This is a genomic window from Ruegeria arenilitoris (assembly GCF_013032855.1).
Classification (GTDB): Bacteria; Pseudomonadota; Alphaproteobacteria; order Rhodobacterales; family Rhodobacteraceae; genus Ruegeria; species Ruegeria arenilitoris.
This window is the reverse complement of the sequence record NZ_WQDA01000004.1, coordinates 138698-165073: the sequence shown is the minus strand read 5'-3', so window position 1 is coordinate 165073 and position 26376 is coordinate 138698. Positions and strand designations below refer to the sequence as shown.

26 protein-coding genes are annotated in these 26376 nt (G+C 60.6%); 15 read left to right on the top strand and 11 right to left on the bottom strand.

The window, feature by feature from the left end; genetic code table 11:
• The first annotated feature begins 8 nt into the window (after positions 1-8).
• Positions 9-1229: an NADH:ubiquinone reductase (Na(+)-transporting) subunit F gene (gene nqrF / locus GOW72_RS14395; RefSeq protein ID WP_170341483.1), complete on the top strand. Its 1221-nt coding sequence runs from the start codon at positions 9-11 to the stop codon at positions 1227-1229.
• 466 nt (positions 1230-1695) lie between these two features.
• On the opposite strand, the gene tviB is transcribed toward nqrF, so the two are convergent.
• The 6 genes from tviB to GOW72_RS14370 all read right to left on the bottom strand — a co-directional run bounded on the left by tviB (position 1696) and on the right by GOW72_RS14370 (position 5547).
• On the bottom strand, positions 1696-2979 hold the full coding sequence (gene tviB, locus GOW72_RS14390; RefSeq protein WP_170367305.1) for a Vi polysaccharide biosynthesis UDP-N-acetylglucosamine C-6 dehydrogenase TviB: 1284 nt from the start codon (positions 2977-2979) through the stop codon (positions 1696-1698).
• A 22-nt stretch (positions 2980-3001) separates the two neighbouring features.
• Complete coding sequence (locus tag GOW72_RS14385) at positions 3002-4015, bottom strand: GDP-mannose 4,6-dehydratase (protein WP_170367304.1); 1014 nt, start codon at positions 4013-4015, stop codon at positions 3002-3004.
• 113 nt (positions 4016-4128) lie between these two features.
• Positions 4129-4251 carry a hypothetical protein gene (locus GOW72_RS19060; protein WP_280525659.1) on the bottom strand — a complete coding sequence of 41 codons (123 nt, stop codon included), beginning with the start codon at positions 4249-4251 and terminating at the stop codon, positions 4129-4131.
• Positions 4252-4354: 103 nt separating this feature from the next.
• Positions 4355-4600, bottom strand: coding sequence for a hypothetical protein (locus tag GOW72_RS14380; RefSeq protein ID WP_170367303.1), 246 nt, complete (start codon positions 4598-4600; stop codon positions 4355-4357).
• Positions 4601-4817: 217 nt separating this feature from the next.
• Positions 4818-5033 (bottom strand): hypothetical protein, encoded by a 216-nt coding sequence (locus GOW72_RS14375; protein ID WP_170367302.1) that lies wholly within the window; start codon positions 5031-5033, stop codon positions 4818-4820.
• A 148-nt stretch (positions 5034-5181) separates the two neighbouring features.
• Entirely contained in the window at positions 5182-5547 is a 366-nt protein-coding gene (locus tag GOW72_RS14370) for a hypothetical protein (protein WP_170367301.1), read from the bottom strand.
• 128 nt (positions 5548-5675) lie between these two features.
• Here GOW72_RS14370 and GOW72_RS14365 point away from each other — a divergent pair, with 128 nt between their 5' ends.
• The 3 genes from GOW72_RS14365 (at position 5676) to GOW72_RS14355 (ending at position 8647) form a co-directional block, all read left to right on the top strand.
• Positions 5676-6476, top strand: a complete 801-nt coding sequence (locus tag GOW72_RS14365; RefSeq protein ID WP_170367300.1) for a metallophosphoesterase family protein — start codon at positions 5676-5678, stop codon at positions 6474-6476.
• A 116-nt stretch (positions 6477-6592) separates the two neighbouring features.
• The gene (locus GOW72_RS14360; RefSeq protein ID WP_170367299.1) at positions 6593-7096 is read left to right on the top strand and encodes a sugar transferase; all 504 of its coding nucleotides are present in this window, start codon (positions 6593-6595) and stop codon (positions 7094-7096) included.
• Between the two features lie 765 nt (positions 7097-7861).
• A complete protein-coding gene (locus GOW72_RS14355; protein WP_170367298.1) occupies positions 7862-8647 on the top strand; it encodes a GNVR domain-containing protein in 786 nt (261 codons plus the stop codon).
• 187 nt (positions 8648-8834) lie between these two features.
• On the opposite strand, the gene GOW72_RS14350 is transcribed toward GOW72_RS14355, so the two are convergent.
• Positions 8835-9014 carry a hypothetical protein gene (locus GOW72_RS14350; protein WP_170367297.1) on the bottom strand — a complete coding sequence of 60 codons (180 nt, stop codon included), beginning with the start codon at positions 9012-9014 and terminating at the stop codon, positions 8835-8837.
• Positions 9015-9100: 86 nt separating this feature from the next.
• Positions 9101-9625 carry a CBS domain-containing protein gene (locus GOW72_RS14345; RefSeq protein WP_170367296.1) on the bottom strand — a complete coding sequence of 175 codons (525 nt, stop codon included), beginning with the start codon at positions 9623-9625 and terminating at the stop codon, positions 9101-9103.
• A gap of 125 nt (positions 9626-9750) precedes the next feature.
• Between GOW72_RS14345 and GOW72_RS14340 the strand changes: the two genes are divergently transcribed.
• The 7 genes from GOW72_RS14340 to GOW72_RS14310 all read left to right on the top strand — a co-directional run bounded on the left by GOW72_RS14340 (position 9751) and on the right by GOW72_RS14310 (position 17050).
• Positions 9751-9936, top strand: coding sequence for a hypothetical protein (locus GOW72_RS14340; protein ID WP_170367295.1), 186 nt, complete (start codon positions 9751-9753; stop codon positions 9934-9936).
• 66 nt (positions 9937-10002) lie between these two features.
• The gene (locus GOW72_RS14335) at positions 10003-11028 is read left to right on the top strand and encodes an FAD:protein FMN transferase (RefSeq protein WP_170367294.1); all 1026 of its coding nucleotides are present in this window, start codon (positions 10003-10005) and stop codon (positions 11026-11028) included.
• A 15-nt stretch (positions 11029-11043) separates the two neighbouring features.
• Complete coding sequence (nqrM, locus tag GOW72_RS14330) at positions 11044-11289, top strand: (Na+)-NQR maturation NqrM (RefSeq protein ID WP_170367293.1); 246 nt, start codon at positions 11044-11046, stop codon at positions 11287-11289.
• The gene (locus tag GOW72_RS14325; protein WP_170367292.1) at positions 11290-12957 is read left to right on the top strand and encodes a sulfatase-like hydrolase/transferase; all 1668 of its coding nucleotides are present in this window, start codon (positions 11290-11292) and stop codon (positions 12955-12957) included.
• A gap of 92 nt (positions 12958-13049) precedes the next feature.
• Positions 13050-14567, top strand: coding sequence for a 2,3-bisphosphoglycerate-independent phosphoglycerate mutase (gene gpmI, locus GOW72_RS14320; protein ID WP_170367291.1), 1518 nt, complete (start codon positions 13050-13052; stop codon positions 14565-14567).
• Positions 14564-15697, top strand: a complete 1134-nt coding sequence (locus GOW72_RS14315) for a murein hydrolase activator EnvC family protein (protein WP_170367290.1) — start codon at positions 14564-14566, stop codon at positions 15695-15697. Before gpmI ends, GOW72_RS14315 begins: the two co-directional genes overlap by 4 nt.
• Positions 15698-15703: 6 nt before the next feature.
• On the top strand, positions 15704-17050 hold the full coding sequence (locus tag GOW72_RS14310) for a S41 family peptidase (protein WP_093963348.1): 1347 nt from the start codon (positions 15704-15706) through the stop codon (positions 17048-17050).
• Between the two features lie 54 nt (positions 17051-17104).
• On the opposite strand, the gene GOW72_RS14305 is transcribed toward GOW72_RS14310, so the two are convergent.
• The 3 genes from GOW72_RS14305 to GOW72_RS14295 all read right to left on the bottom strand — a co-directional run bounded on the left by GOW72_RS14305 (position 17105) and on the right by GOW72_RS14295 (position 19874).
• Entirely contained in the window at positions 17105-18631 is a 1527-nt protein-coding gene (locus tag GOW72_RS14305; RefSeq protein ID WP_170359451.1) for an MFS transporter, read from the bottom strand.
• Positions 18632-18741: 110 nt separating this feature from the next.
• Complete coding sequence (locus GOW72_RS14300; protein ID WP_170341499.1) at positions 18742-19101, bottom strand: hypothetical protein; 360 nt, start codon at positions 19099-19101, stop codon at positions 18742-18744.
• An 11-nt stretch (positions 19102-19112) separates the two neighbouring features.
• Entirely contained in the window at positions 19113-19874 is a 762-nt protein-coding gene (locus tag GOW72_RS14295) for a DUF6478 family protein (RefSeq protein ID WP_170359453.1), read from the bottom strand.
• A gap of 245 nt (positions 19875-20119) precedes the next feature.
• Here GOW72_RS14295 and GOW72_RS14290 point away from each other — a divergent pair, with 245 nt between their 5' ends.
• From GOW72_RS14290 to GOW72_RS14275, 4 genes are read left to right on the top strand one after another with little or no spacing between them, the layout of a single operon-like run.
• Positions 20120-23200 carry an ABC transporter transmembrane domain-containing protein gene (locus GOW72_RS14290; RefSeq protein ID WP_170367289.1) on the top strand — a complete coding sequence of 1027 codons (3081 nt, stop codon included), beginning with the start codon at positions 20120-20122 and terminating at the stop codon, positions 23198-23200.
• A 1-nt stretch (position 23201) separates the two neighbouring features.
• Positions 23202-24101, top strand: a complete 900-nt coding sequence (locus GOW72_RS14285) for a CPBP family intramembrane glutamic endopeptidase (RefSeq protein WP_170367288.1) — start codon at positions 23202-23204, stop codon at positions 24099-24101.
• Between the two features lie 58 nt (positions 24102-24159).
• Positions 24160-25104 carry an acetyl-CoA carboxylase, carboxyltransferase subunit beta gene (gene accD, locus GOW72_RS14280; protein ID WP_170359459.1) on the top strand — a complete coding sequence of 315 codons (945 nt, stop codon included), beginning with the start codon at positions 24160-24162 and terminating at the stop codon, positions 25102-25104.
• A complete protein-coding gene (locus GOW72_RS14275; RefSeq protein WP_170367287.1) occupies positions 25101-26375 on the top strand; it encodes a bifunctional folylpolyglutamate synthase/dihydrofolate synthase in 1275 nt (424 codons plus the stop codon). Before accD ends, GOW72_RS14275 begins: the two co-directional genes overlap by 4 nt.
• Position 26376: the final 1 nt, after the last annotated feature.

Below are 26376 nucleotides of genomic sequence, written 5' to 3'. Positions count from 1 at the left end.
GCAGGGGCATGGAAACTTTCTCGCTCGGCGTTGTCCTTTTCACCCTGATCGTTCTGGCCCTGGTCGCGCTTATCATGGCGGCCCGGTCTCGGCTGGTTTCATCGGGCAACGTCAACATCACCATCAACGGTGAGAAAACCATCTCGGTTCCTGCCGGCGGCAAGCTGCTGCAGACGCTGGCAGCCGAAAAGCTGTTCGTTCCGTCGGCTTGCGGCGGGGGCGGTACATGCGCGCAGTGCCGGGTGCGAGTGCTGGAGGGCGGCGGGTCGATCCTGCCAACCGAAGAAAGCCACATCACCAAGCGCGAGGCCACCTGCGGTGACCGTCTGTCGTGCCAGGTGGCCGTCAAGCAGGACATGAAGATCGAAGTTCCCGAAGAGGTCTTTGGCGTCAAGAAATGGGAATGCACCGTCCGGTCGAATGACAACGTGGCGACCTTCATCAAGGAACTGGTGCTGGAACTTCCCGAAGGCGAGGATGTGAATTTCCGCGCGGGCGGGTACATCCAGATCGCCGCCCCGGCTCACAAGGTCGACTACAGCGATTTCGACGTCGCCGAGGAATACCGTGAGGATTGGGACAAGTTCAACCTGTGGCAGTACAAATCCACGGTTACCGAACCGATCGAGCGCGCCTATTCGATGGCCAACTACCCCAACGAAAAAGGCATCATCATGCTCAACGTGCGGATCGCCTCGCCCCCGCCGGGGTCCGAAGGCATTCCGCCCGGGCAGATGTCGTCCTACATCTTCAACCTGAAGCCGGGTGACAAGGTTACGATCTCGGGTCCGTTCGGGGAATTCTTCGCACGCGAGACCGACAAAGAGATGGTGTTCGTGGGTGGCGGCGCGGGCATGGCCCCGATGCGCAGCCACATCTTCGACCAGCTCAAGCGTCTGAACACGAAACGCAAGATCACCTTCTGGTACGGTGCCCGTTCGCGCCGCGAGATGTTCTATGTTGAAGATTTCGACCAGCTGGCCGCCGAGAACGAAAATTTCGAGTGGCACGTTGCTTTGTCCGACCCGCAACCGGGCGACGATTGGGATGGCTACACAGGGTTCATCCACAACGTGCTGTTCGAGGAATACCTCAAGAACCACCCGGCGCCCGAAGACTGCGAATTCTACATGTGCGGTCCGCCAATCATGAACCAGTCGGTCATCAACATGCTGCTGGATCTGGGTGTTGATCGCGAAGACATCATGCTGGACGACTTTGGTGGCTAAGAAAAAACCGGCGCAAAATTGCGCCGGTTTAATTTTGTAGCATCAAGACCCAAAACGCCGCGTATTGCCGTTGGTGGGTCAACGCGGTTGCTCCGCATGCAGCGTTCTACCAACGCCAACGTCCGGTCGGCTCGACGTCGATGCCAAAGACCCCGTAGCCGGGAAAACCGCCGCCCTTGACAGCTGTCCAAAAAATCCCAGCCAGATCACGTATCGCAACAGGATATAGGCCCAGGCCCTGAGCCCACCCGACGAGAACGTGCTGCATTCCCCATCGCAATCAGCGCGGTGGTCGCTGCGCCATTCAGCGCGGACACAACAGCAAGGACGCACAGCACAGCGGACCAAGCACCAGCCCGCCAACCAGAAGACTGAACTGGCCGGCGGCAACCCACAGGGCCTCGGACCTTGCGGACAGAGGTTTCACAGTCAGAGAGTGTCTCTCATGTCAGTGTGCTGGCGCGGGTCAGAGCCTCAGATCACTGGCGCGGCGTGGCAGGCAGGATTTGACGTCGAACAGGACATTCCGGGCCTTTCCGAACGCTCGGATTTCGGCCGGATCCATCGCAAGATATGCGTCATGGGCAACCGCAAGGACGATACCGTCATAGGTGCCGGGTTTGGGCTGCTCCAGCAGGTCGATCCCATACTCGTCACGTGCGGCTTGCGGATCGGCATGGGGATCGTGAACGTCCACAGTCACGCCGTAGCTCTGCAACTCATGAACGATGTCGACGACCCGGGTGTTCCGCAGATCAGGGCAGTTTTCCTTGAAGGTCAGCCCCATGACAAGGACCCGGGCGTCCGTCATCTCGATCCGCTCGCGGATCATCCGCTTGACCAACTGGGACACGACATATGCGCCCATTCCATCGTTCAGGCGCCGCCCTGCCAGAATGACCTGGGGATGATGGCCAACGGCCTCGGCTTTGTGGGTCAGGTAGTAGGGGTCGACCCCGATGCAATGCCCACCAACAAGGCCGGGGCGGAAGGGCAGAAAATTCCATTTGGTGCCCGCCGCGCGCAGCACGGCATCGGTGTCGATGCCGAGGCGGCCGAAGATCATGGCAAGTTCGTTCACCAGGGCGATATTCAGATCGCGCTGTGTGTTCTCGATCACCTTTGCAGCCTCGGCCACGCGGATGCTTTCGGCCTTGTGCGTCCCCGCCGTGATGATCCGCGCATAAAGCGCGTCCACCAGATCGGCGGCCTTAGGCGTCGATCCCGACGTGACCTTGCAGATATCGGCGATGCGATGCGCCTTGTCGCCGGGATTGATCCTTTCAGGACTGTACCCGACAAAGAAACCCACGTTGAAACGCAAGCCGGACTCCCGCTCGAGGATCGGGACGCAGTCTTCCTCGGTCGCGCCGGGGTAGACGGTTGATTCATAGATAACCAGATCACCAGGCTTCAACACCCGTCCAACCGTTTCTGAGGCGCGCAGCAACGGTGCAAGGTCTGGCTGTTTTTGTGCTGTGATCGGTGTGGGCACCGTCACGATATACGTGTCACAGTCCGCCAGATCAGCGGGGTCAGTGGTAAACCTAAGACCCCCGGCGGCGGACAGCTCGTCTTCGCTGACCTCATGCGTGGCGTCATTGCCCTGGCGCAGCGCGTCGATGCGCGTGGGATTGATGTCAAAGCCCAGAACCGGTCCGATCTTGCCAAAGGCAGCGGCCAACGGCAGGCCGACATAGCCCAGACCGATCACGGCGATCCGACGGGAATTGGGGTTCGTTTCAAGCATACGTCAGGTCCGGGTCACTAGATCATTTGCCGTGGTATTCGCGGAACCATTCGACAAACTGAGCGATTCCATCCTTGAAATCGGTCTGCGGACGATACCCGGTCAGGCGTTGCAGTAGGTCGGTATTGGCCCATGTCGCCGGAACATCACCCATCTGCATGGGCATGTAATTCCGGATCGCCTTCTTGCCCACGGCTTCCTCGATTGCTTCGACGAAATCCATGAGACGCACCTTGTCACCATTCCCGATGTTGACCACACGATAGGGCGCGACCGGCGACAGGCTGTCACCCTTCTCGATATCCTCGGGGCTGTCCGGACGGGCGGGGACCGCATCGATCAACAACCGGATCCCGCGCACCAAGTCGTTTACATTGGTGAAGTCGCGATACATTTCGCCGTGATTGTAGATGTCGATCGGGCGCCCATCCAGAATTGCATCGACAAACTTGTACAGGGCCAGGTCTGGACGGCCCCAGGTGCCGTATACGGTGAAGAACCGGAACATGGTCGTGGGCAGATCCCAGAGATGGGCATAGGAATGTCCCATCGCTTCGTTCGCCTTTTTGGTGGCAGAATAGATCGTCAATTGGGTGTCGGCCTTTTCCACCTCGGTAAAGGGCATGTCTTCGTTTGCCCCATAAACCGAAGAGGTAGATGCCATGAGCAGGTGCCCGACCTTGTGCTGACGGGCCACCTCCATCACGTTGAACGTACCCACAACGTTTGAATCGATATAGCTGCGCGGGTGTTCAAGGCTGTAACGCACACCTGCCTGGGCGGCGAGGTGAACGATCACCTCGGGCTGGAATTCGTCTGCAACCTGCATGAGGCGTTCGTGGTTTTCCAACATTTCCTCGGTTGCCGAGAAGCCGGGCGTCTGTAACAGCATCTGATGGCGGCGCTGTTTGAGAGTGACGTCGTAGTAATCCGTCATCCCGTCATAGCCATGGACCTGAAACCCTTCGGACAACAGCAGCTTGGCCAGGTGGAACCCGATGAAGCCCGCAGTGCCCGTAATCAATACCCGTTGCATGAAACCCTCGAACGCAAATCAACAATCCCGACCATCAGGGACCCTTTCGAGCCGCCAAGGTCAAGGGGATTATCGGTCGGTGGGGCCTCATTTCCGATGCAGGGCGGGGCGCGTCAACCATTTGCCGCGTCCAACCCCGCATTGACCAGCGAGGGTAGAAATTGATCCAGCGCCCGACCCCAAGTCGTGATCGGCTGCTCCTGGATGAAAACAATATCGTTGGGGCGCAGTTCCATACGGGCCGCGATCGACAATGCCGCGCTGTTCGGCACCCAGTTGGCTGCGAACCGTGAAATTTCCGCGTGACTCCGTCAGTTCGGCGCGGCGCAGACCGACCTCCTATTCAAGTTCGGCTAAGTCAGCCCCCTTAGCCTGACGGTTCAGGCTGATGACTTCGATCTGATCGCTATGAAACACAAGAGCCCGGTCCAGGTCATAGCTGGTATCGGCAAACACGGCGTCCCCGTTCAAAAGGACCAGTTGCCGGAACTCCGGTCGGGCCAAATAGTCGCGCAAGGTGAAGGCATCCGGCTGAGCGTCCGCGCCAGCAAGTTCGGCAACCCGTGCGGGGCGTATGATCGCCACCACATCACCCGGTCCCAGGTGGAAAGGTGGAGCCTTCACACGCGGAGGCGCGCGCAACCCAAGTGTTCGGGGGTGAAATCCGGAACGGCCGGACCATCCGGCAGCGCAACCAATCGAGAGTGGGCCGGCCCGGTGCCTGCGGTTTCATAGGAGGACTGCGGCAGGCTGCGTGGCCGATAGGGTGTCGTCCCGTTTTCCATGAGCACCGTCTGAGCCGTCAAAGGTACTTCTCGCAGAGCGACGCTGTCCAGTTGGTTGGAGATGCGCGAAAGCTGGGTTGGTATTCGCCGTCCAGATAGCTGTGCAGGCGGATATGGCGCGCCGAGTCGTCCCCGGCCTGCATGGCGCGTGTTCCACTCACATCCGCCGACATCAAGTCCGCGCCCAATCCCCGGCTTGAGACCAAAACTCCATCCAGAAAGGAAAGCGACACACCGTCCGTTTACTTCCAGGTTTGAACGTCACCGTTGCCACCGAACAGGGCCATCGTTGCGCTGACCGACAATTTGGGCAGCTCGGCCAGCAATGAGGACTGGCCCTGACGATCCAGCATCGCGCGCGTCAAAACCGAACGCGGGTCATCACCATCCGGGGTGCAGACCGTCAGAACCTGCACAAGGGCGATAGTCCGCGTCATCGCCAGAACCGACCTCAATTGCACGCACATCGTGCCCGCGCGGCCCTCGGAGCGTGTCAAACAGACGCTCGCCAGCTTTCATCTGCAATGCAAAAGACCGTCCCGTTTGAACCGTGTGACTCAAAGCCGCTTCCAATTCAGCGACGGCATCGTCAGCGGTGATTTCAAACCGGATCGATGCACCACCCACGTTTCTGAGAAGAATATCTTGGTCCGCGGCCGCATCGTGGCGGTTTTCGACAGACCACTGCGCGGCCGGTTTGTAAGTCATCGAATGCATGGAAAGCTCCTGTTGTTTTTCGGCGGCCACTCTAGTGCCGAGGACCCTTGCGTTGCGCGCCCGCCTCAATAACCTGTTGTTCACAACTACGGCAGTCGCGTCAGCCGGCCGTGTCCGCCATTGCTGCCTGGGCCACAGCGCGATAGGGAACAGGTCTGATGATAGGATCGTGGATCAAAAAACTCAGGCGAGGCACGAACGAGCCTGAGCAGGAATCGCTGCTGGAGACCCTGGCACCCGATCGGCGGTTCTATGTCGTTGGTGACATTCACGGACGGCTGGACCTGTTGCAGCAACTGCTGACCCGTCTCGATCCGGACATTCCTCTGGTATTTGTTGGGGACTATGTCGACCGTGGAGATTACAGTGCTCAGGTTTTGCATCACCTGCGGCATCTTTCGGAAAACGGCGAGCGTGAAGTGATTTGTCTGCTGGGCAATCATGAAGAGATGCTGCTTCGATTTATCGAGGAACCCAAGCGGACCAGTCGCTTGTGGCTGGGAAACGGTGGGCTTCAGACACTCGCGTCGTTCGGCCTGACGGGAATAACCGAAACGACATTGGGCGAAGATGCCGTCCAAATCTCGCATCATATGCGGTCTGTGATCGGCGACCCGGTTCTGACTTGGCTCGAAAACCGGCCACTGACCTGGTCAAGCGGGAATGTCTCGATCGTCCACGCGGCCCTAGATCCCGCCTTGCCAATCGATGTCCAACCGCGCCATGTCTGTTTATGGGGGCACCCCAATTTCCCGTCCACCGCTCGAACGGATGGCCAATGGGTCGTGCACGGGCATACCATCGTCCCAGATCCAAAAGTCAGTGGTCGGGTGATTTCGATCGACACCGGCGCGTTTGCGACCGGTCGGCTCACGGCGGCAGACATCAGCCCGGGCATCGTCAAATTCGTATCAACCGGCCCCGGCAATGAAGCCTCGGACACCGCCGGTCGGGCATGATGGCCATGGTCAAATGATGATCTCGAAATACTCTATTAACAATAGCTCGGTATTTACCATTCCGCAGCGAAACTCTCGCTGAGCCTACGCGATATCAGACGCTCAGGGTGGGATGGATGAGCATCGATATTGTTGGTTCCCAGGCAGCTTTTTCCGGTTTTGCCGCGCCACGCGTAGGTCTGACATTCAGTATCACCAAACGCTTCATGGATGTTGCTGTTTCTCTGGCCCTGTTGCCACTCCTGGCGGTTTGCGCAGTCCTGTCGCTCGTCATGAACCACATTCTAAACCGAGGGCCCTTGTTGTTTTGCCAGATCCGCATGGGCAGAGGAGGAAGAGCGTTTGTCGCCTACAAACTCCGTTCAATGAAGCCTGGTCACGGTAAGATCAGGGGGCCCCTATGGCCCGGTTACCGCGCCCGGCTTGGCGTCCGCCCCGGAATCAGCGGCTATGCCCAGACCGAAGTCGGGCACGCACAAAGTCCTGAAGATATTCGGAAAAATTTTGGACCGACCACTACTACATCAATAATCCGAGCCTTGCATTCGAATTTTGGATTATTTGGCGGACGCTGCAGGCGGTTGCAGAGTTCAAGGGCAATTGACGCCAAGAAACGGTGACAGAACACAAGCACTTGCAAAGGCCTAACACGACCGACGAAAAACCTCATGGCGCGAACAGGCGCGAGAAAACCGTGGACGGTTTGGTTCTGCTGGCCTTTGCCCGGCTGTGATGGCCGGACAGATACACAATCGCCGGCTGCGCGGGTCTCGGTCTTTTGCTGGGATTGGGGATCTCGCCCTTTGCGATAGAACCCCGCTTCCGGTCCGAAACGACGTTGGTTCTGACACGCTCTGCGGGCTATTCCGACGTGCCGTCGCAAGCCATGACGGGCTAGGTGTCGACATCTCCGCCATCAATACCCAAGTCGAAATCCTTGGCTCTGCTCGTTTGATGCATAGCCCGGCGCTGGAGCTAAACCTCCAGGATGATCCATAGTTCAATCCAGCCATCCTCGCATCGCGTTGGACCGTATTTTGGCAAAATCCGGCGAACCGGTCGGATAGCGTAGCCCTGGGCATTGTCGCGGAAAACGTCACACAGGTGGTATCTATCGAAAACGTCCGGAATTCAGATGTCATCCGGATCGGCGCAACAACCAACCGCCCTCAGAAGTCGGCTGAGATTGCGGATACCTTGGCCCAGCTTTTTGTTCGGGATCAAATCAATGCAAAAGCCAAAGGACTAACCGAAACTGTTTCATGGTTGTCGGACCGGGTGGCCGGGCTGGAGCAGGAAATCGCCCGGCAGGAGGACGCCATCAAGGTCCTGCGGGCGCCAGCCCCGAAGCACTGGCCGCGCACCTTTTCGAAACCCGAACAAGGTTGGCCAATCTGCAAAGCCGTCTTCAAGAGCTTGACCAACTGGACCAGACACTTGTTGACTTGGACCCCGAACCCTTCAAAGGCGAGGTTCAGGAAGTCATTCATGGTCGCCTTCCCACCAGCCTTTCAAGGCAGGTTGCCACGAGGGACGCAGCAGCAAGGATAGCTCTCGCCGAACGTGTTTCAGAATTGATCGCCCAGAATGCCAGTGTGACAGCCGAACTGCGCCAGTTCGAGCGCGACGCCCGTGTAACCGGGTTGCTGCACGAAACCTTTATTTCCAGACTGGAGGAAGCCGCCGTCCAACAGGGCGCACAAACGCCGGACAGCCGCATAATTTCGACAGCCACTCCGGGTAAACAAGTTGCACCGCGTTCTGGTCTGATCATGTTTCTTGGGGTGATCGCCGGGGCGGCTTTGGGGCTGGGCATCATTCTTGTCCAGCAAATCCGGCAATCCGCGGTTCCGGCTGGGGCCGATCTGGAGATGGTCACCAGCGTACCGGTTCTGGGGCATTTGCGATTGGCACCGATCCGCCAGCACAGTCGGTTGGTCGGGTACCTATCGACAAATTCGACGTCGCCGCTATCGGAAGCGGCCAGAAACCTGCGAACGTCTGTGCTGTCACCAAATTCGGACGCTCAACCACAAGTCATTCTGTGCACCTCGTCGGTACCGGATGAGGGTAAGATCACGATGTCGATTGCCCTCGCGCAAAGCCTGGCGGGGCTCGGTCGATCTGTTCTGCTGGTCGAAGCCGACATCCGGAGCCTGTCTTTCAGGTAGTATTTTCCAGACAACCCGAACGGTGGGCTGGTCACAGCGCTGACCGGAGGGACACCCTTGGGCAACCTTCTACGTACCGACACCCGGTTGTCGGTCAATGTTCTGATGGGCGAGCGCAGCACACGCAGCGCCGCGGATATTTTTTGTCTTCGCGCTTTCATGACCTCACGCAGAGGTTGCGGGCAGACTACGACAATATTCTGATCGACAGCCCGCCGGTTTTGGCCGTTTCTGACGTCCGGGCAATCGGGCAGGCCTGTGACGCGATCCTTCTGTCGGTTGCACCGGCCACCACGTCCCGCGCCCAGTTGGCACAAGCGCTGCGCGAGTTTTCCAGCGTGAACTTGCAGGTCACCGTGCTGGTCATCTCGGACCTGGGGTCTGCCCGAAAGCAGACCAAGGCAGGCGGTCAGTCCTATGGGGCATATGCCCGTTACTACAACGTGCGACTATCTAGCCGACGATCATCTGCTTCATGCGCAGGGCTTCGTATTCCAGCTCTTTCAGCCGGAAATGCACGACATCTCCGATGGTGATCATGCCGCAAAGCTTGCCGTCGCGCAGAACCGGTATGTGGCGGAATCGCCCCTCGGTCATCGTCTTCAGCACATCCATCAGCAGGTCGTCCGGTGTGCAGGTCCGCACATCGCGTGTCATCAGCGCCTCGACCGACTGTGGCAGCGTCTGACCCGGAGTATCCGCCATGCGGCGAACGATATCCCGCTCGGACAGGATTCCCTGCAGTGCGCCGTTCTGATCGGTGACGACAACCGCCCCGATGCGTTTCTCCTTTAGAATTTCGACCACCGAATGGATGGTGTCATTCGGCCGAACCGAAAACACCGCATCACCTTTTCCTTCCAGCAATTTGGCGACAGTGGTCTTAGTATGTGACAAATTCGACTCGGCGGATTGGCTGTAAGTGCTTGACCCGGCCTTGTCGCCACGTGTCGGGGGCTGGTAAGAGCTTGGGGCCATGGGCGGTCTCCTCCTTCAACGCTACAGGCTGTCCTCACCACCTTATCGCAGCAGAGAAACCTGTATAGGGTGCAAATTCAAAAACCGGCGCAACCGCGCCGGGTCGCAAGGAAAAACCGGACCCCGTGACCCAACTCCATCTGTCTCCTGCGGTTGCCGCCGTGATCTTCCTTCTGGTCGTGATCTGCGGGCATAATTTCCGCAAACTGTGGAAAGAACAGCCCCCGGGTTGGCAGAAACGCGCCTGGCTGTTTGGAGTGCCCGCTGCGGTCGGGCTGCTGGTCCTTGGCTTCCTGCCGCTGGCGCCCTGACGCAGGTTTGACTCTGGGTGGGGCCGCTGGCATATGCCGGGCAACACATTTCCAGGAGATCGCCCAATGCGCCGACTGCTTGCTCTGGCCCTGCCGCTTGTTGTTTCTGGCTGTCTGTTCGACGAGGAGCCCGAGATCGTCCGTCTGTCCGGCGAAACCATGGGCACGACATATCACATCACCGCAATCGGCGAGGATCTGGACGAGGCTGCTCTGTCCGCCTCCGTGGAGGACACGCTGGCGCAGGTGAATGCCAAGATGTCCAACTGGGACCCGAATTCCGAAGTCTCGGTCTTTTCCGCCTCGGCCAGCACCGACCCGATGCCGGTGTCACAGGAATTCGCCTATGTGATCGCGGCGGCCAACCAGGTGCACGAGCAAAGCGGCGGCGTTTTCGACGTGACCCTCGGCCCGTTGATCGAGCTGTGGGGCTTCGGCCCGCGCAAGCCCGAAGACCCGGTTCCGTCGGATGCCGAGATCGCGGCGGCGCTGGAACAGGTGGGGCAGGCCCGCCTGCTGACGCTGGATGCGCAGGCCGGGGCGCTGGCCAAGGCGCTGCCGGGCGTGGGGATCAACCTGTCGGCCATCGCCAAGGGCTACGGGATCGACGCCGTGGCCGAGACGCTGCAAGAAGCCGGCATCGAGAACTACATGGTCGAGATCGGCGGCGATCTGGTGGCCCGCGGTCAGAACGACAAGGACCAGGCCTGGCGCATCGGCATCGAAAAGCCCGAAACCGGATCGCAGACCATCCAGTTCATCGTGCCGTTGGACAACCGCGGCATGGCGACCTCGGGCGACTACAAGAACTTCTTCGAACAGGACGGGGTGCGGTATTCGCACATCATCGACCCGATCACCGGACGCCCGATCACGCATCGGACGACCTCGGTCACGGTTCTGGCCGAAAACGCGATGATGGCCGATGCCTGGGCCACTGCGATGCTGGCGCTGGGGCAGGAGCGGGGGCTGAAACTGGCCGATCAGCTGGGTTTGGCAGTGTTTTTCATCTCGCGGGATGTGACAGGCGGCGAAGATGCCTATATCACGGTACAAAGCAGCGCGTTCAAGGATGCGCTGGGATCGAACTGAAGGGCGGGACGACCGATGAGCACCTTTATCCTCGCGTTTGTTCTGCTGCTGATCATCATGGTCGGCATGTCGCTGGGCGTGATACTGATGGGCAAGACCATCAAGGGCAGTTGCGGCGGGCTGAACGCGATCTCGGGCGCCGACAAATGCGTGGTGTGCCAAAAAGACGTGGACCCCAACAGCCCCCTGCGTGACAAGCTGCAATGCAAGCGCGCCCGCCGGATGGTGGAACAGATGGAAAGCAAGGGCGCGCAGCACTGAATGGCCAAGGCCCGCAACATCCTGTTCATCATGTTCGACCAGCTGCGCTGGGATTACCTGAGCTGTTACGGCCATCCACATCTGCACACGCCCAATATCGACCGGCTGGCCGCGCGCGGCATGCGGTTCACGCGGGCCTATATCCAGTCGCCGATCTGCGGCAGCTCGCGCATGTCCACCTATACCGGGCGCTATGTGCAGTCGCATGGCGCCTCATGGAACGGCATCCCGCTGAAGGTGGGTGAGCTGACCATGGGCGACCATCTGCGCAAGGCGGGGATGGACTGCTGGCTGGTCGGCAAAACCCATATGCGCGCCGACGCCGAGGGCATGGCGCGGCTGGGCCTGGAACCCGACAGCCTGATCGGCGCGCGGGTGGCCGAATGCGGTTTTGACGTGTACGAGCGCGACGACGGGATGCGCCCCGAAGGCCCCGACGGGTTCTATGACCCCGACGGGGCCCGCGCCTATAACTCTTGGCTGGCTGACAAGGGGTATGACAGCGACAACCCCTGGCACGACTTTGCCAATTCCGGGCTGGACGAGGACGGCAACGTGCTGTCCGGCTGGTTCCTGAAAAACGCGCCGCAGGCCGCGAACATCGCCGAAGAGGACAGCGAGACCCCCTATCTGACCACGCGCGGCATGGAATTCATGGAAACCCATGACGGCCCGTGGTGCTGCCACCTGAGCTACATAAAGCCCCACTGGCCCTATATCGTCCCCGAGCCCTATGCCTCGATGTACGGACCCGAACAGGTTCTGCCCGCCAACCGGTCCGAGGCCGAACGGGCGGCGGCACACCCCGTGCTGAGCGCCTTCATGCACACCAAGATCGGTCAGACCTTCTGGCGGCAGGATGTGCGCGAGGCCGTGATCCCCGCCTATATGGGCCTGATCAAGCAGGCCGACGACCAGATCGGGCGGCTGCTGGACTGGATGGAGCAGACCGGCCGCATGGACGACACGATGATCGTGCTGACCTCGGACCATGGCGATTTTCTGGGCGATCACTGGATGGGCGAAAAGACGTTCTTCCACGACGCTTCGACCAAGGTGCCGCTGATCATTTTTGACCCGTCCGAACAGGCCGATGCCACGCGCGGCACCACCTGCGACGCGCTGGTCGAGTCGATCGACTTGGCCCCCACTTTCGTCGAGGTCGCGGGCGGTGCGGTGCCTGATCATATCCTAGAAGGCCACTCGCTGCTGCCCATCCTGCACGGGCGGGCGGACGAGACCCCGCGCAAATTCGCGATCTGCGAATACGACTATTCGGCCTCGCCCATCGCGGAAACACTGGGCGTTTCGGTGCGCGATGCGGCGATGTTCATGGTGGCCACGAAAAAATGGAAGCTGATCCATTGCGAAGGCGGGTTCCGCCCGATCCTGTTCGATCTGGAAAACGACCCCGGCGAGCTGACCGATCTGGGCGACAGCGCGGACCATGCTGATGTGATCGCGCAGATGTATGACCACCTGTTCGCCTGGGCCCGGCGTCCGTCGCAGCGCACCACGCGCTCGGCGACCGAGCTGGTCGAGATGCGCACCAAAAGTCGCGGCAAGGGCGTGGTCCTTGGGGCCTATGACGAAAGCGACGCCCCGCCTGAACTGACGGTCAAGTATCGCGGCCGCAAGGCGCGGCCCTGGCAGCAGATCAGGAAATAGTCCCGCGCGGGGCGCATCGCCGCAAAAGGCGGTTCACGATGCGGCGGGCAGGGGATAGAAGAACGGACAAGAGCAGTTACCGGAGACCCGACATGAGCGCACCCAAACCCGTCGTCCTGTGTATCCTCGATGGCTGGGGCCTGTCCGACGACACGCAGGCCAACGCGCCCTATCTGGCCCACACGCCCACCTTCGACGCGATCATGTCCAAGGGTCCGCACGCGCGGCTGATCACCCATGGCCCGGATGTGGGCCTGCCCAGCGGCCAGATGGGTAATTCCGAGGTCGGCCATACCAATATCGGGGCCGGGCGGGTCGTGGCGATGGATCTGGGCCAGATCGATCTTGCGATCGAAGACGGCTCGTTCTTCGAAAATGCCGCACTGCAGGACTTCATCGCCAAGGTGAAGGCGGCGGGCGGAATCGCGCATCTGATGGGGCTGGTCTCGGATGGCGGGGTGCATGGGCACCTGAACCATATCGTCGCCGCCGCGACAGCGATCACCGAGGCGGGCGTGCCGGTGGCGCTGCACGCCATCACCGACGGACGCGACGTGGCCCCGAAATCGGCGCTGGACTTCCTGGCCGAGCTGGAGCGCCGCCTGCCTGCGAACGCGCGCGTCGTCACCGTCTCGGGGCGGTATTATGCCATGGACCGCGACAACCGGTGGGAACGGGTCGGTCGCGCCTATGACGCGATCATCAAAGGGCAGGGTGGGCAGGCCGATACCGCAAGCGCTGCGATTCGGGCCGCCTACGACCGGGGCGAAACGGACGAGTTCATCGCGCCCACGGTTCTGCCCGGCTACGACGGCGTCCGCGACGGTGACGGGTTCTTCTGCCTCAACTTCCGCGCCGACCGCGCCCGCGAGATCCTGCGCGCCATTGCCGAACCTGATTTCGCCGAATTCGACACCGGCCCGCGCCCGCACCTGCCGGCGCTGCTGGGCATGGTGGAATATTCCGACGGCCACAATGCCTACATGACGACCGTTTTCCCCAAGCGCGAGATCGTGAACACGCTGGGCGAATGGGTTGCCAAGCAGGGCCTGCGCCAGTTCCGCCTGGCCGAAACCGAGAAATACCCCCATGTCACGTTCTTCCTGAACGGCGGCAAGGAAACCCCCGAGCCCGGCGAGGATCGCTATATGGCCCCGTCGCCCAAGGTGGCGACCTATGATCTGCAGCCCGAGATGTCGGCCGGAGAGGTGACGGACAATTTCGTCGAGGCGATCGAGGGCGGCTATGACCTGATCGTCACCAACTATGCCAACCCCGACATGGTGGGCCATACCGGTGACCTGCAGGCCGCGATCAAGGCCTGCGAGGCCGTTGACCAAGGCCTGTCCCGCGTGGTCGCCGCGCTTGAAAAGGCAGGCGGTGCCATGATCGTGACGGCCGATCACGGCAACTGCGAAACCATGATCGACCCCGAAACAGGCGGGCCGCATACCGCTCACACCCTGAACCCGGTACCCGTGGCGCTGGTTGGCGGACCCGAGGGCGCAACCCTGCGCGAAGGTCGCCTGTCCGATCTGGCGCCTACGGTGCTGGACCTGATGGGCCTGCCCAAGCCGCCGGAAATGACGGGTCAGAGCCTGCTGTCATGAGGCTGCGCGCGCTTCTTCTGGCGGCCCTGATGGCGGGGCAGGCGGTCCGGGCCGCGCCGGACCCCGCGCAGGCGGCACTGGAGGCAGCGCAGATGCTGGAACAGGCCTCGATCGCGCTGACCGAGGCCGAAACCGCCCGCGACCGCGTGCGTGCCCTGACCGAGACGATCCAGGCCTACGAGGCCGGGCTGGCCGCCATGCGCGACGGGCTGCGACGGGCGGCTTTGCGCGAAAGCCAGCTGACCGCCGAGTTGAACGCGCGCGAACGCGAAATCCGCCAGTTGCTGGGCGTGCTGCAAACCATCGAAACCACGGCGCCACCGGTTCTGATGCTGCACCCGGCCGGGCCGCTGGGGGCGGCGCGCACCGGGATGATGCTGTCCGAAGTCACCCCTGGCCTGAACACCAGAGCCCAGGCGCTGGCCCGGGATCTGGACGAGGTGCAGACCCTGCGCCGCTTGCAACAAAGCGCTGCGGACACGCTGACCGAAGGGTTGGAAGGCGTGCAGAACGCCAGGACGAAGCTGAGCGAGGCCATAGCGGACCGTACCGACCTGCCGCGCCGCTTCATTGAAGACCCGGTACGGACAGCCATCCTGATCTCATCAACGGAGACTCTGGATGGTTTCGCCAGCGGTCTATCTGAGATATCGGATGGAGAAATCATAGCCTCGAACGCGGATGTGTCCCAACTGAAAGGACAGATTCCGCTGCCGACCCAAGGCGTCATACTCCATCGTTCCGGCGAAACGGACGCCGCAGGGGTCACGCGTCCGGGGCTTGTACTGGGAACCAGACCACGTGCATTGGTGCTGTCGCCCACAGCGGCCACGATCCGATACCGAGGGCCGCTTCTGGACCTTGGAAACCTTGTGATCCTGGAACCGCAGCCCGGTTTGCTTTTTGTCTTCTCCGGCCTTCAGGAGGTGTATGGGGACCCCGGTCAGGTGATCCCCGAAGGAACACCAGTGGGCCTGATGCCCGGTCAAACACCAGAAATCGGCGCGATTTTGTCAACAAGCGGTGATGGCACTGGAACTGATCGTCCAGAAACGCTCTATATAGAGGTAAGAGAGAACAATAGCCCCGTGGATCCGGAATCATGGTTCCGGACTGACAAGGATGGATAGACGAGTATGAAGAGATTTGTGATGGCCGGTCTGGCCGGCACCGTGGCAGGGATTATTGCGACTACCCAGATCGCCGGGCCACTGCTGGCGCAAGAGGCCGAAAACAAGGCCGGAGTGTATGAACAACTTGACCTGTTCGGAGACATCTTCGAACGGATCCGCGCCCAGTATGTTGAGGAAGTTGCCCCCGAAGAACTGATCGAGGCTGCGATCGACGGCATGTTGACGTCGCTGGATCCGCATTCAAGCTATCTTTCCCCGGACGACGCCGAGCAGATGCGCGTGCAGACGCGCGGTGAATTCGGTGGGCTGGGCATCGAGGTCACCCAAGAGGATGGCTTCGTCAAAGTCGTCTCGCCAATTGACGGCACGCCTGCGGACGAAGCGGGCATCGAGGCCGGCGATTTCATTACTCATGTGGACGGCGAAAGCATCCTGGGCCTGACGCTGGACAAGGCCGTCGACCTGATGCGCGGCCCGGTCGGTTCGGAAATCGTGATCACCGTCGTGCGGGAAGGCGAACCCGATCCATTCGATGTGACCATCATCCGCGACACGATCAAACTGACCGCCGTTCGCGCCCGCACCGAAGGCGCCAGCGTGGTGCTTCGTGTGACCACCTTCAACGATCAGACCTTCCCGAACCTGAAAGAGGGGATGGAAAAGCAGATCGCCGAAGCTGGCGGCATCGACAAGGTGAACGGCTTTGTTCTGGACCTGCGCAACAACCCCGGCGGGCTGTTGACCCAAGCCATCAAGGTATCGGACGCATTCCTGAACGAAGGCGAGATCGTCTCGACCCGTGGGCGCAATCCCGAAGATGGTGAACGCTTCAACGCAACCCCGGGTGATCTTGCCCAAGGCAAGCCGATCGTAGTGCTGATCAACGGCGGATCGGCGTCGGCTTCCGAAATTGTTGCAGGTGCATTGAAGGATCACCACCGCGCGATCGTCGTCGGCACCAAAAGCTTCGGCAAAGGATCGGTTCAAACCGTGATGCCGCTGCGTGGCGACGGGGCGATGCGTCTGACCACCTCGCGCTACTACACCCCGTCGGGTCGGTCGATCCAGGCTTTGGGTGTCAGCCCCGACATCATCGTGGAACAGCCCCGCGTCCGTCCCGAGGCTGAGGAAGAGGAAGAAAGCAACGCCCGCACCCGGTCCGAGGCCGACCTGCGGGGCAGCCTGAACAATGACAGTTTGACCGAGGATGAAATCCGCCAGATCGAGGAAGACCGCACCAAAGCGGAAGAAACCGCCGAACTGCGCAACGAAGACTACCAGTTGGCCTATGCGATCGACATTCTCAAAGGCCTGTCCGCCTTCAATCCGACAGAGCGGGCATCGCAGTAAGCTGCGCAAACAATGACCGAAGGGCCGCGGTTTTCCGCGGCCTTTTCTTTTGGCTCAGCTCTCGATTTTGTGCAGTTTCTTTTCGTCAAGCATCAGCGCCAGAACCAGCCCTATGGACACCGACAGCGTTGAAAAGACAAAAGCCATGTCCATCCCGCTGTCAAAGGCCATCGACAACGCGGATTTGATCTTTTCGGCCTCGGGCGCGCTGAATTTCTGCATGACAGCCTGCGCGGTCTTGGTCGTCAAAGTACCGCCATTGATGGCTTTTTGATCGGCTAGGGACATGTCGATGCCAGCTTTGGCAAGGTGCTCGCGGAAGCTGGACAGGCTGACCATGTACATGATGGCCGTCGCGCAGGCGACCGAAATGGCGCCATAGACCAAGTGCACCATGAAGCTCAGACCGCCAACCAGGCCGGCGCGTTCGGGCTTGACGGCGCAAACGGCGGCGGTGCCCGACGGGCCAACCGTCAGTGTCGCTCCCAACCCGATCAGAGCCATCCCCGGAAGAATATGGAAATACCCCAGCCCGGCCGGCATCACGACGACACTGGCCGCGCCTATCGTAGCGCAGAGATACCCCCAGAACAGCAGGCGCTTGGGTCCGAAATCATTGTACAAGGTGCCAGAGACGATCGACCCGACCGCCAAAAGAACGGTCAGCGGCGCAAGGCCCAGAGCGGATTCAAACACTGACCAACCAAGAACCTTTTGCATATATTGCGGAAAATACAGCAATCCCACAAAGGCCGCCGAGACGTTGAACATGTTCAGCCCCAAGGTGATGCGAAATTGCGGATTTTGCATCATCTGCGGCAGCAATAGCGGTTCTTTCACCCGTTTTTCCACGCGTGGGAACAACAGAAACAGCGACGCGCTGAGGAAAAACAGAAACATCAGCGGAACCGACAGCCAGCCCCAGTCCGACCCGACATCAAGCGCGTACAGCAGCAGCAGGACAGCAAAAGAAAGGACACCCATTCCGGCAAAGTCGATGTGCTCACCCGTCTTGTGGGTCTTGTCACGCTGCATCAGCAGGACTGCCGTGGCCATCGAGATGCACGAGAAGACGACATTCGCCAGAAAGAACAGGCGCCAATCCCCAAGATTGACGACAAACCCGCTGATCATCGGACCAAATACGTTGCCCGTCGTGACACCGGCAAGGATCAACCCCATGACCATCGCACGGTGTTCCTCACGGGATACCCTCGTTGCCCCGAAGGCCAGCGTGCACGGCCACACGCATCCCGCGCCGATACCTTGAAGCGCGCGTGCGCCGATCAGGAAATCAAGGCTGGGAGATACGAAACACATGACCGAGGCGAAAAGAAACAGCGACAATCCGATGATCATGATCTTGCGATGACCGTACATATCGCCCAGCCGGCCGCCTGCGACCATCGTCATGGCGAAGAACAGCGCGTAGATGTTCAACACCCACTGAGTACTCGTGATATCGGCATCAAACGAGTTTTCGATCGCCGGAACCAGCATCAGCGCACCGGTAAAGTCTATGCCGATGCCAAACGCCGTTACCATCAGCGCTATGACCTTGATAATGCTGTCACGTTCCATTCGGCCCCCTGAGTTTCCTTGGCGGCTCAATCATGCATGAATTCAGCAAAAAAGATAGGAATGCGTCCAAGCAGGTTTCGATTACGTAGATCCTGCAGGCATTTGGCCGATCAACCCTGACCAGCGCTCAACCGACGCACCACGCGCTTCAGAAGATCAAGTTCGGCGCGCAGCAGGTCCATCTCGGCTCGGATATCGCCTACGGCCGGCGCGCCCGCGATTACGGTGATGTCGCCCACTTTTTCCTGTGAAGCGCTGTCGAGGATAATCACACTGTGGACACCTTCGGACAACAGGACCGTTGGTACGGGAACCCGAACATGCCAGCCACCTTCGGCCTCGGAAACCTCGATACCTTGCAGGACCTGATCCCGGTACCGGGCTTCAAGTTGGGGTGCGGTACTTCCTGAAAAGTGGCCTTCCCATACGCCGTCTTCGAACCGGATCGGGACGAGTTTTGTTTCCACCATGGCCTTTCCCTTCACAAGTCAGCGCGATGATGGCGGCACAGGGTCAAATCCCGCAGCACCACACGGTTCATACCAGGATCCTGGATGATAAGGTCCAGCCACATCTTCTCGATGCGACGTTCGTTCAAGGACAGATGCGCAAGATCAAAATCGATGTCGGATGTCGCATGTTGCGGTTCCAGCTTTCGCAGCACCTGCTCGGTATTCGGTCCATTCTGGATATTCAGCCTGGCAAAGACCTCGGCCGGGCGTTCACTGTCGACCGTCACATGGGTCCGGACGAGGTGTTGTCGCGTCAGACCCTCGGCGGCGCTGCCCGGAAGCTCGACAGACACGGAGAGGAACGAGCCTTGAAAGGTGAATACGTCGATCGCCAGGCTGAAAGGCGCCAGGTCCTTTTCCCCGCTGTTGCGGATTTGCCGGATTGCAATCTCGTCCAGCGGACAGTCATGGAAAAGCGCCACACTGTCATCAAGCTGCGCCTTGCGAGACAATGATACCAGGCCCGTAACGGGCAGGGGGCTGCCCCACAAATCCGGGCGCCATGCCCAATCCGTGCCAAGCGGTCTGGGGAAATTCTGGGTGCCGATATGCGGGCGGGTCAGGCGCCCGTCCGCAATCTGGATCAGCCGATCAAGTTGGGCGCGAAGAACCCGCGCCTGATCACGCTGCTGGCGAAGCAGGGGCAGGTCTTCGTGCGGCGCGTTCTGCGCCGTCCGTTTCCAATGCCCAACTGCCTTGCGGCTGAAATACCGATCCAGAAGTCTGCTCATGTGCCCAGTGCTTGAAACTGCACCTCTTTAGTCGGATTCCGCGGGCGGAATAAACCCGCCTTCGACAGATAGCACTGCAAAATTCCCGAATTGTGAACGACGCCGGTCGTGCCGGCCGGATTTTTGCAAGATCACGCCGGGGCACGTTCTTGAAATAGCACGGGGCAAAGCTTACCGTCAGTCACCCGGTCGCCGTGGATCCTCCGCAACGGGCCGCAGTCCAAAAAACAAGACGAGGCCGGGGCATGGAACCCACCCTATTCGCGTTCATCTGGAAACATTCCAAGAAACAGCAGTTCATTCTTCTGCTGTTGACCGTACTTTCGTTTCCGTTTCTCTATGCCTCGCTTGAATTGCCCAAGCAGATCATCAACGACGCCATCGGCGCGACCGGAAACACGGTAACGCTGTTCGGCACGAAGGTGACCCAGGTCCAATACCTGCTGATCCTGTGTTTTGCGTTCTTGGGAACCGTCCTGGCTGGCGGCCTCATGAAGATGCGCATCAACACCATGAAGGGGATCCTGGCCGAACGCATGTTGCGTCGGCTCAGATTCACCCTGATCAGCCGGATGCTGCGCTTCCCCAAACCGTATTTCTCGACCACAAGCCAGGGCGAGCTGGTGTCGATGATATCGTCCGAAGCGGAACCGATGGGTGGACTGATGGGCGACGCGATCGCCCAGCCGGTTTTTCAGTTCGGTCAGATGATGACGATTGTCACTTTCCTGTTCATGCAGAGCGTCTGGTTCGGGCTGGCCTCGATCGCGCTGATTCCGCTGCAAGCCTGGCTGATCCCGCGCCTGCAGCGTCAGATCAACCTTTTGAACAAGGACCGTATTCAGGAGATCCGTCACCTGAGCACCGAGATCGGTGAAACCGCTGCCGGTATCAGCGACCTGCGCGCGAACGGTGGTTGGCGCTATCGGCTGGCGCAGTTCAGTCATCGTCTGGGAACCTTGTTCGATATCCGGGTTCGGATCTACAACAAGAAATTCTTCATGAAGTTCCTCAACAACCTGATCACGCAGATGACGCCGTTCCTGTTCTATTCGGTCGGAGGCTATCTCGCTATCACGGGCGAAGTGACAGTCGGTGCGCTGGTTGCGGCGCTGGGGGCGTACAAGGACCTCAGCGGCCCTTGGCGCGATCTGCTGACCTATTACAATCAGGTTCAGGACATGTCGTTGCGCTGGCAGGTCGTCACCGAACGGTTTGCACCCGAGAACATGATCCCCGAAGAACTGTTCTATGGCGAACCGGAGAGCATCCCGCACCTGCAGGGCGACATCGAATTGCGCAATGTCACGGTGCGCGACGAGGACGGCAAGCTGATCCTTGAAGACATCGACCTGACGATCCCAAAGAGCGCTCGGGTCGCCATCAAGGCCTCGCACGACTCGGAAAGACAGGCGCTGGCCCAGTTGCTGATCCGCGAGATTCTGCCGGTTCAGGGCGAGGTCCTTCTGTCTGGGCACAACCTTCGCGAACTCCATCAGGCGGTGATCGCCGCCCGTGTCGGCTATGCCCACTCGCGACCCTACTTGTTCAACGGCACGCTTGGGGACAACCTGCTGATGCCTTTGCGTCCCCATCCCCAGCACGAGACCGAAGCTCTGAAGGCTCCATCACGTTATCAGGTCGAAGCCGTGCGCGCCGGCAACTCCCCGGACCTGCTGGAGGACGAATGGGTCGACCCACGCCTTGCCGGGCTGCAGAGCATCGACGAGATCCGGGATTGGTGGTTCGAACTGGTCGAGGCGATGGGCATCGACGAATTCATGTTCCGGCGGACGTTGCGGTCGCAATTCGATCCCGAACTGCACCCCCATCTGGCCAAGGCGATCGTGGATGCGCGCGACAAGGTTGCAGCGCGTCTCAAGGAAAAGGGCTTGGACAAATACGTTTACCGGTTCGATCCGGACCGGTTCAACCCGGCCGTACCTTTGGGGGGCAACCTTCTGTTTGCCTCACCGTCGCGCAACATCTCACCGGACATCCTAGCCGGGGACGCTCGATTTCTTGCCATGCTGCGGGCCCATGATCTGGACAAGGACGCCCTAAGCATCGCGACGGCGGTCCTCAGCACGCTGCGGAAAACATTCGGCCGAGAAGGGACGGATCACCCGCTGTTCCTGCGTTTGGGCATGTCCAAGGACATGTACCACCGACTGCTCGACATCGACGAACGCCGCATGTCGAAAGGTGAGGCAACCCTGTCCGAACGTGAAATGGCACTGTTGCTGACGGTGCCGTTCATGCTGACCGCCGAACAGATCGGCCCCAGTTTCCCCGAGGAGTACAAGGAAAAGATCCTTTCGATCCGGCGCACGCAGGCCCAAAACCTGCACGCATCTTTCGACGGGCTGTTCATTCCCGTGGCACCCGAAACCTATGTTCCGCGCCTGACCGTCATGGAAAATGCCCTGTATGGCCGCGTGTCGCTGATGGCCGGGGCACATGCCGAAGAGATCGAGGATGCCGTAGCCGAAGTCCTGATCGAGGCCGGTCTCACCCGTCGCCTGGCGGCTATCATCTACGATCTGCCGACCGGTCTTGGCGGGGCCAACCTGCCCACGGTTTTCCAGGAACGTGCCGCGTTTTCACGGGCAGCGATCAAGCGGCCCGACATCCTGATCCTGGACAAGGTCCTTGCCAGCCACGATTCGGAAAGCCGGCTGCGTACGCGTCTCAAGCTGCGTGAGTTGCTTCCCGACTCGGTCATGATCTTCATGGAGGATCATTTTGGCCATCCCGAGGCCTATGACATGTACGTGGAAATCAAGGACGGCCGAATCGACGGTGTATCGCGTTCCAAGGTCGAGGCGGAAGACGAACAACCCGAAGACTTCAGCCGAAAACTCAAGATCATTTCGGCAACCGAACTGTTTTCGAGGCTTGACGGAAAACACCAGCGTCTTCTGGCCTTTTCGGCACAATGGTACGACGCGGCGGCGGGGCAGACCATATTCTCGCGCGGGCAAACGCCTGACGCGGCCTATCTGTGCATCTCAGGTCAGGCGAGCCTGGAATGGACGATGCCGGACGGCGAAAAGCGCAACATCTCCGTCGTCGAGCCAGGCCGTCTGATCGGCGACCTGTCGATCATCACCGGCGCGCCTCGGCAACTTGACCTCGTCGCAATGACCGACTGTTCGTTCCTGCGGATCGGCGCGGAAGAGCTGCGCGCCGTGGTAGAGGGTGACGCGGCTGTTTCGATGCGCCTACTCGAAACGGTGGCCGGGTATCTGACAACCGTCTCGGAACGACTGTTGCTGTCGAACACCCCGTTGACACCCGAAGCCGAGACCGGGGCGGGCGGTTAGGATGCGCGAACCGCAGCCACACCCGGCCTATGCCCCGCACGAAATCCTGGTGGCGCCGGCCAGGGCTTATCCCGAACTCTGGCGGCTGCTGCTCGGGTTCGCGATCATCACGGTCGTCGTGCTGGCACTGAATCTGGTTCTCCTGGCCGCTGTAACCGCCTTTGGTTCGGCCGAACTGGTGTCCGGTTTCGAAGACGGGTCCTCGGCCCTGGCGCTGCTGGTCATCCTTTCCAGTTTTGCCTTTGCCACATTGGGCGTCGGATTGGCCGTGCGACAGGTGCAGCACCGGAAACTGATCTCCGTGGTTGGGGCGCCGATTCTGACTGTACGGCAATTCTGGCGGGTTCTGCGGGCGCTGGTCGTGCTGGGTGCCTTGCTTTTTGTTCTGCCCCCATACGATATGGGACCGCCCTTGGAGCCAAACCTGCCGGTTTTCAGGTGGCTGCTGCTGTTGCCGCTGGCGCTGGTGGCTGTCCTTATTCAGGTCAGCGCCGAAGAGATTCTATTCCGCGGGTTCCTGCAACAATCGCTGGCCGCGCGGTTCAGGGCCCCGTGGATTTGGATGGGTGTACCCTCCCTGATTTTTGCTGCCGGGCACTACGCACCTCTTGCCGCCGGTGACAATGCTATCCTGATCGCAGTTTGGGCCTTTGTCTTTGGCCTTCTTAGTGCAGACATCACCGCCAGAGCAGGAACGCTGGGACCCGCAATCGCCATGCATTTTGCCAACAATGTAACGGCTTTGCTGATCGTATCGTTGCCTGACGGCCTGGGGGGGCTGGCCCTCTATCATCTTCCGTTCGAAACATCGGACACCGGTATCCTGCGCCAGTGGCTTGTCGTGGATTTCGCGGTGATGATCGTCAGCTGGCTGGTTGCGCGACTTGCGCTCAGGCGCTGATTGCATTTCCTTCCGTAGCGTCTTATTTGACTGCAACCCGCATCAGCAAGGTTCCGACATGAACTGGATCACAAACTACGTCCGCCCCCGGATCAACTCGATCTTCTCCCGCCGTGAGGTGCCCGAGAATCTCTGGCACAAATGCGACGAGTGCGGAACGATGCTGTTCCACCGTGAACTGGCGGACAACCAGAACGTTTGTACCCAGTGCGGACACCACATGCTGATCACCCCGCGCGAGCGGTTCAAGCACCTGTTCGACGGCGGCATCTTCACCGAGGTCGCAGTGCCCGCGCCCAAGGAAGACCCGCTGCAGTTCCGCGATCAGAAGAAATACCCCGACCGCATGAAGGCGGCCCAGAAAAAGACCGGCGAGAAAGAGGCGATGCTGGTCGCCACCGGCGAGATCGGCCGTACGCCGATCGTAGCTGCCGCGCAGGATTTCTCGTTCATGGGCGGTTCGATGGGCATGTATGTCGGCAACGCCATCATCGCCGCCGCGCAAGAGGCAGTGAAGCTCAAGCGCCCGCTGATCCTGTTTTCCGCGGCCGGCGGCGCCCGGATGCAGGAAGGCATCCTCAGCCTGATGCAGATGCCGCGCACCACAGTCGCGGTGGAGATGCTGAAAGAGGCCGGCCTGCCTTATATCGTCGTTCTGACCCATCCCACCACCGGAGGCGTTACGGCGTCCTACGCGATGCTCGGCGACGTGCATATTGCCGAGCCGAACGCCCTGATCTGTTTCGCTGGCCCCCGCGTGATCGAGCAGACGATCCGTGAAAAACTGCCCGACGGCTTCCAGCGCGCCGAATACCTGCTGGATCACGGCATGCTGGACCGCGTCACCAAACGGACCGAGTTGCGGGACGAGTTGATCACGATCATCCGGATGCTGATGGGTCTGCCCCCGGCGGTCAAAGGCGATCTGCCCGCCCCGAACGAGGACGCGGCCGAACAGCCTGACGCGCAGGCCAAGCCTGCCGAAGACCAGCCCAAGAAATGACCGCACCCACATCCGACGTCATCCTCGACCGGATGATGGCGCTGCACCCCAAGATCATCGACCTGACCTTGGACCGTGTCTGGCGTCTGCTCGAAGCTTTGGGTAATCCGCAGGACAAGCTGCCGCCGGTGATCCACATCGCCGGCACCAACGGCAAGGGCTCGACCCAGGCGATGATCCGTGCCGGGCTGGAAGGGGCCGGGCTGACGGCCCATGCCTACACCTCGCCGCATCTGGCACGCTTTCACGAGCGCATCCGCCTGGTGGGCAAGCTGATCTCGGAACCCAAGCTGACCGCCGTTCTGGATGAGTGCTACACCGCCAATGGCGGCGAGAACATCACCTATTTCGAGATCACCACCTGCGCGGCCTTGCTGGCTTTCTCCCGTGTACCTGCCGACTACACATTGCTCGAAGTCGGACTTGGCGGACGACTCGACGCCACGAACGTAATCGCAAAGCCCGCGGTCACGGTCATCACCCCGATCTCGATCGACCACGAACAGTTCCTCGGCAACACGCTGGCCAAGATCGCCGCCGAAAAGGCCGGCATCATCAAGCGCGGCGTGCCCTGCATCGTCGGCCCGCAGCCGGACGAGGCGATGGAGGTCATCGAGGCCACCGCCGCCCGCCTCGGCGCACCCTTGCTGGCCCACGGACAGCACTGGCACGTCCACGAGGAACATGGCAGCCTGATCTATCAGGACGAAAACGGCCTGCGCGACCTGCCGCTGCCGAACCTGCTGGGCGCGCACCAAGTCCAGAACGCCGGCGCCGCACTGGCGGTCCTGCGCCATCTCAACCTGGGCGATGCCGCCTATGAGGCCGCAGTCACCCGCGCCGAATGGCCCGCCCGGATGCAGCGCCTGAAGACCGGCCCGCTCGTCGAACAGGCGCCCCAGGCCGAACTCTGGCTGGACGGCGGCCACAACGCCGCCGCCGGCGTCGCGTTGGCGGACGTCTTGGCCAAGCTGCCCCCGCGACCCACACACCTGATTTGCGGCATGCTCAACACCAAGGACGTAACCGGCTACCTCTCCCCGCTGGCCCAGAAAGCTGCCAGCCTGACCGCCGTTTCCATCCCGGGCGAGACCAATACGCTGAGCGCCGAAGAAACCGCCGCCGCCGCCAAATCGGTGAACCTGCCCGCGACGACCGCCAGCAGTGTGTCCCAAGCCCTCGACACCATCATCAAAGCCGACCCACAGGCGCGCGTGCTGATCTGTGGCTCGCTCTACCTCGCGGGCAACATCCTGCGCGAAAACGGCTGAC

Excerpts from the sequence above, each read along its gene's own strand:
- nqrF (WP_170341483.1), top strand. The coding sequence starts at position 9 with ATGGAAACTTTCTCGCTCGGCGTTGTCCTTTTCACCCTGATCGTTCTG.
- tviB (WP_170367305.1), bottom strand. The coding sequence starts at position 2,979 with ATGCTTGAAACGAACCCCAATTCCCGTCGGATCGCCGTGATCGGTCTG.
- GOW72_RS14385 (WP_170367304.1), bottom strand. The coding sequence starts at position 4,015 with ATGCAACGGGTATTGATTACGGGCACTGCGGGCTTCATCGGGTTCCAC.
- GOW72_RS19060 (WP_280525659.1), bottom strand. The coding sequence starts at position 4,251 with ATGGAACTGCGCCCCAACGATATTGTTTTCATCCAGGAGCAGCCGATC.
- GOW72_RS14365 (WP_170367300.1), top strand. The coding sequence starts at position 5,676 with ATGATAGGATCGTGGATCAAAAAACTCAGGCGAGGCACGAACGAGCCT.
- GOW72_RS14360 (WP_170367299.1), top strand. The coding sequence starts at position 6,593 with ATGAGCATCGATATTGTTGGTTCCCAGGCAGCTTTTTCCGGTTTTGCC.
- GOW72_RS14350 (WP_170367297.1), bottom strand. The coding sequence starts at position 9,014 with ATGACCAGCACGGTGACCTGCAAGTTCACGCTGGAAAACTCGCGCAGC.
- GOW72_RS14345 (WP_170367296.1), bottom strand. The coding sequence starts at position 9,625 with ATGGCCCCAAGCTCTTACCAGCCCCCGACACGTGGCGACAAGGCCGGG.
- GOW72_RS14335 (WP_170367294.1), top strand. The coding sequence starts at position 10,003 with ATGCGCCGACTGCTTGCTCTGGCCCTGCCGCTTGTTGTTTCTGGCTGT.
- nqrM (WP_170367293.1), top strand. The coding sequence starts at position 11,044 with ATGAGCACCTTTATCCTCGCGTTTGTTCTGCTGCTGATCATCATGGTC.
- GOW72_RS14325 (WP_170367292.1), top strand. The coding sequence starts at position 11,290 with ATGGCCAAGGCCCGCAACATCCTGTTCATCATGTTCGACCAGCTGCGC.
- gpmI (WP_170367291.1), top strand. The coding sequence starts at position 13,050 with ATGAGCGCACCCAAACCCGTCGTCCTGTGTATCCTCGATGGCTGGGGC.
- GOW72_RS14315 (WP_170367290.1), top strand. The coding sequence starts at position 14,564 with ATGAGGCTGCGCGCGCTTCTTCTGGCGGCCCTGATGGCGGGGCAGGCG.
- GOW72_RS14310 (WP_093963348.1), top strand. The coding sequence starts at position 15,704 with ATGAAGAGATTTGTGATGGCCGGTCTGGCCGGCACCGTGGCAGGGATT.
- GOW72_RS14305 (WP_170359451.1), bottom strand. The coding sequence starts at position 18,631 with ATGGAACGTGACAGCATTATCAAGGTCATAGCGCTGATGGTAACGGCG.
- GOW72_RS14300 (WP_170341499.1), bottom strand. The coding sequence starts at position 19,101 with ATGGTGGAAACAAAACTCGTCCCGATCCGGTTCGAAGACGGCGTATGG.
- GOW72_RS14295 (WP_170359453.1), bottom strand. The coding sequence starts at position 19,874 with ATGAGCAGACTTCTGGATCGGTATTTCAGCCGCAAGGCAGTTGGGCAT.
- GOW72_RS14290 (WP_170367289.1), top strand. The coding sequence starts at position 20,120 with ATGGAACCCACCCTATTCGCGTTCATCTGGAAACATTCCAAGAAACAG.
- GOW72_RS14285 (WP_170367288.1), top strand. The coding sequence starts at position 23,202 with ATGCGCGAACCGCAGCCACACCCGGCCTATGCCCCGCACGAAATCCTG.
- accD (WP_170359459.1), top strand. The coding sequence starts at position 24,160 with ATGAACTGGATCACAAACTACGTCCGCCCCCGGATCAACTCGATCTTC.
- GOW72_RS14275 (WP_170367287.1), top strand. The coding sequence starts at position 25,101 with ATGACCGCACCCACATCCGACGTCATCCTCGACCGGATGATGGCGCTG.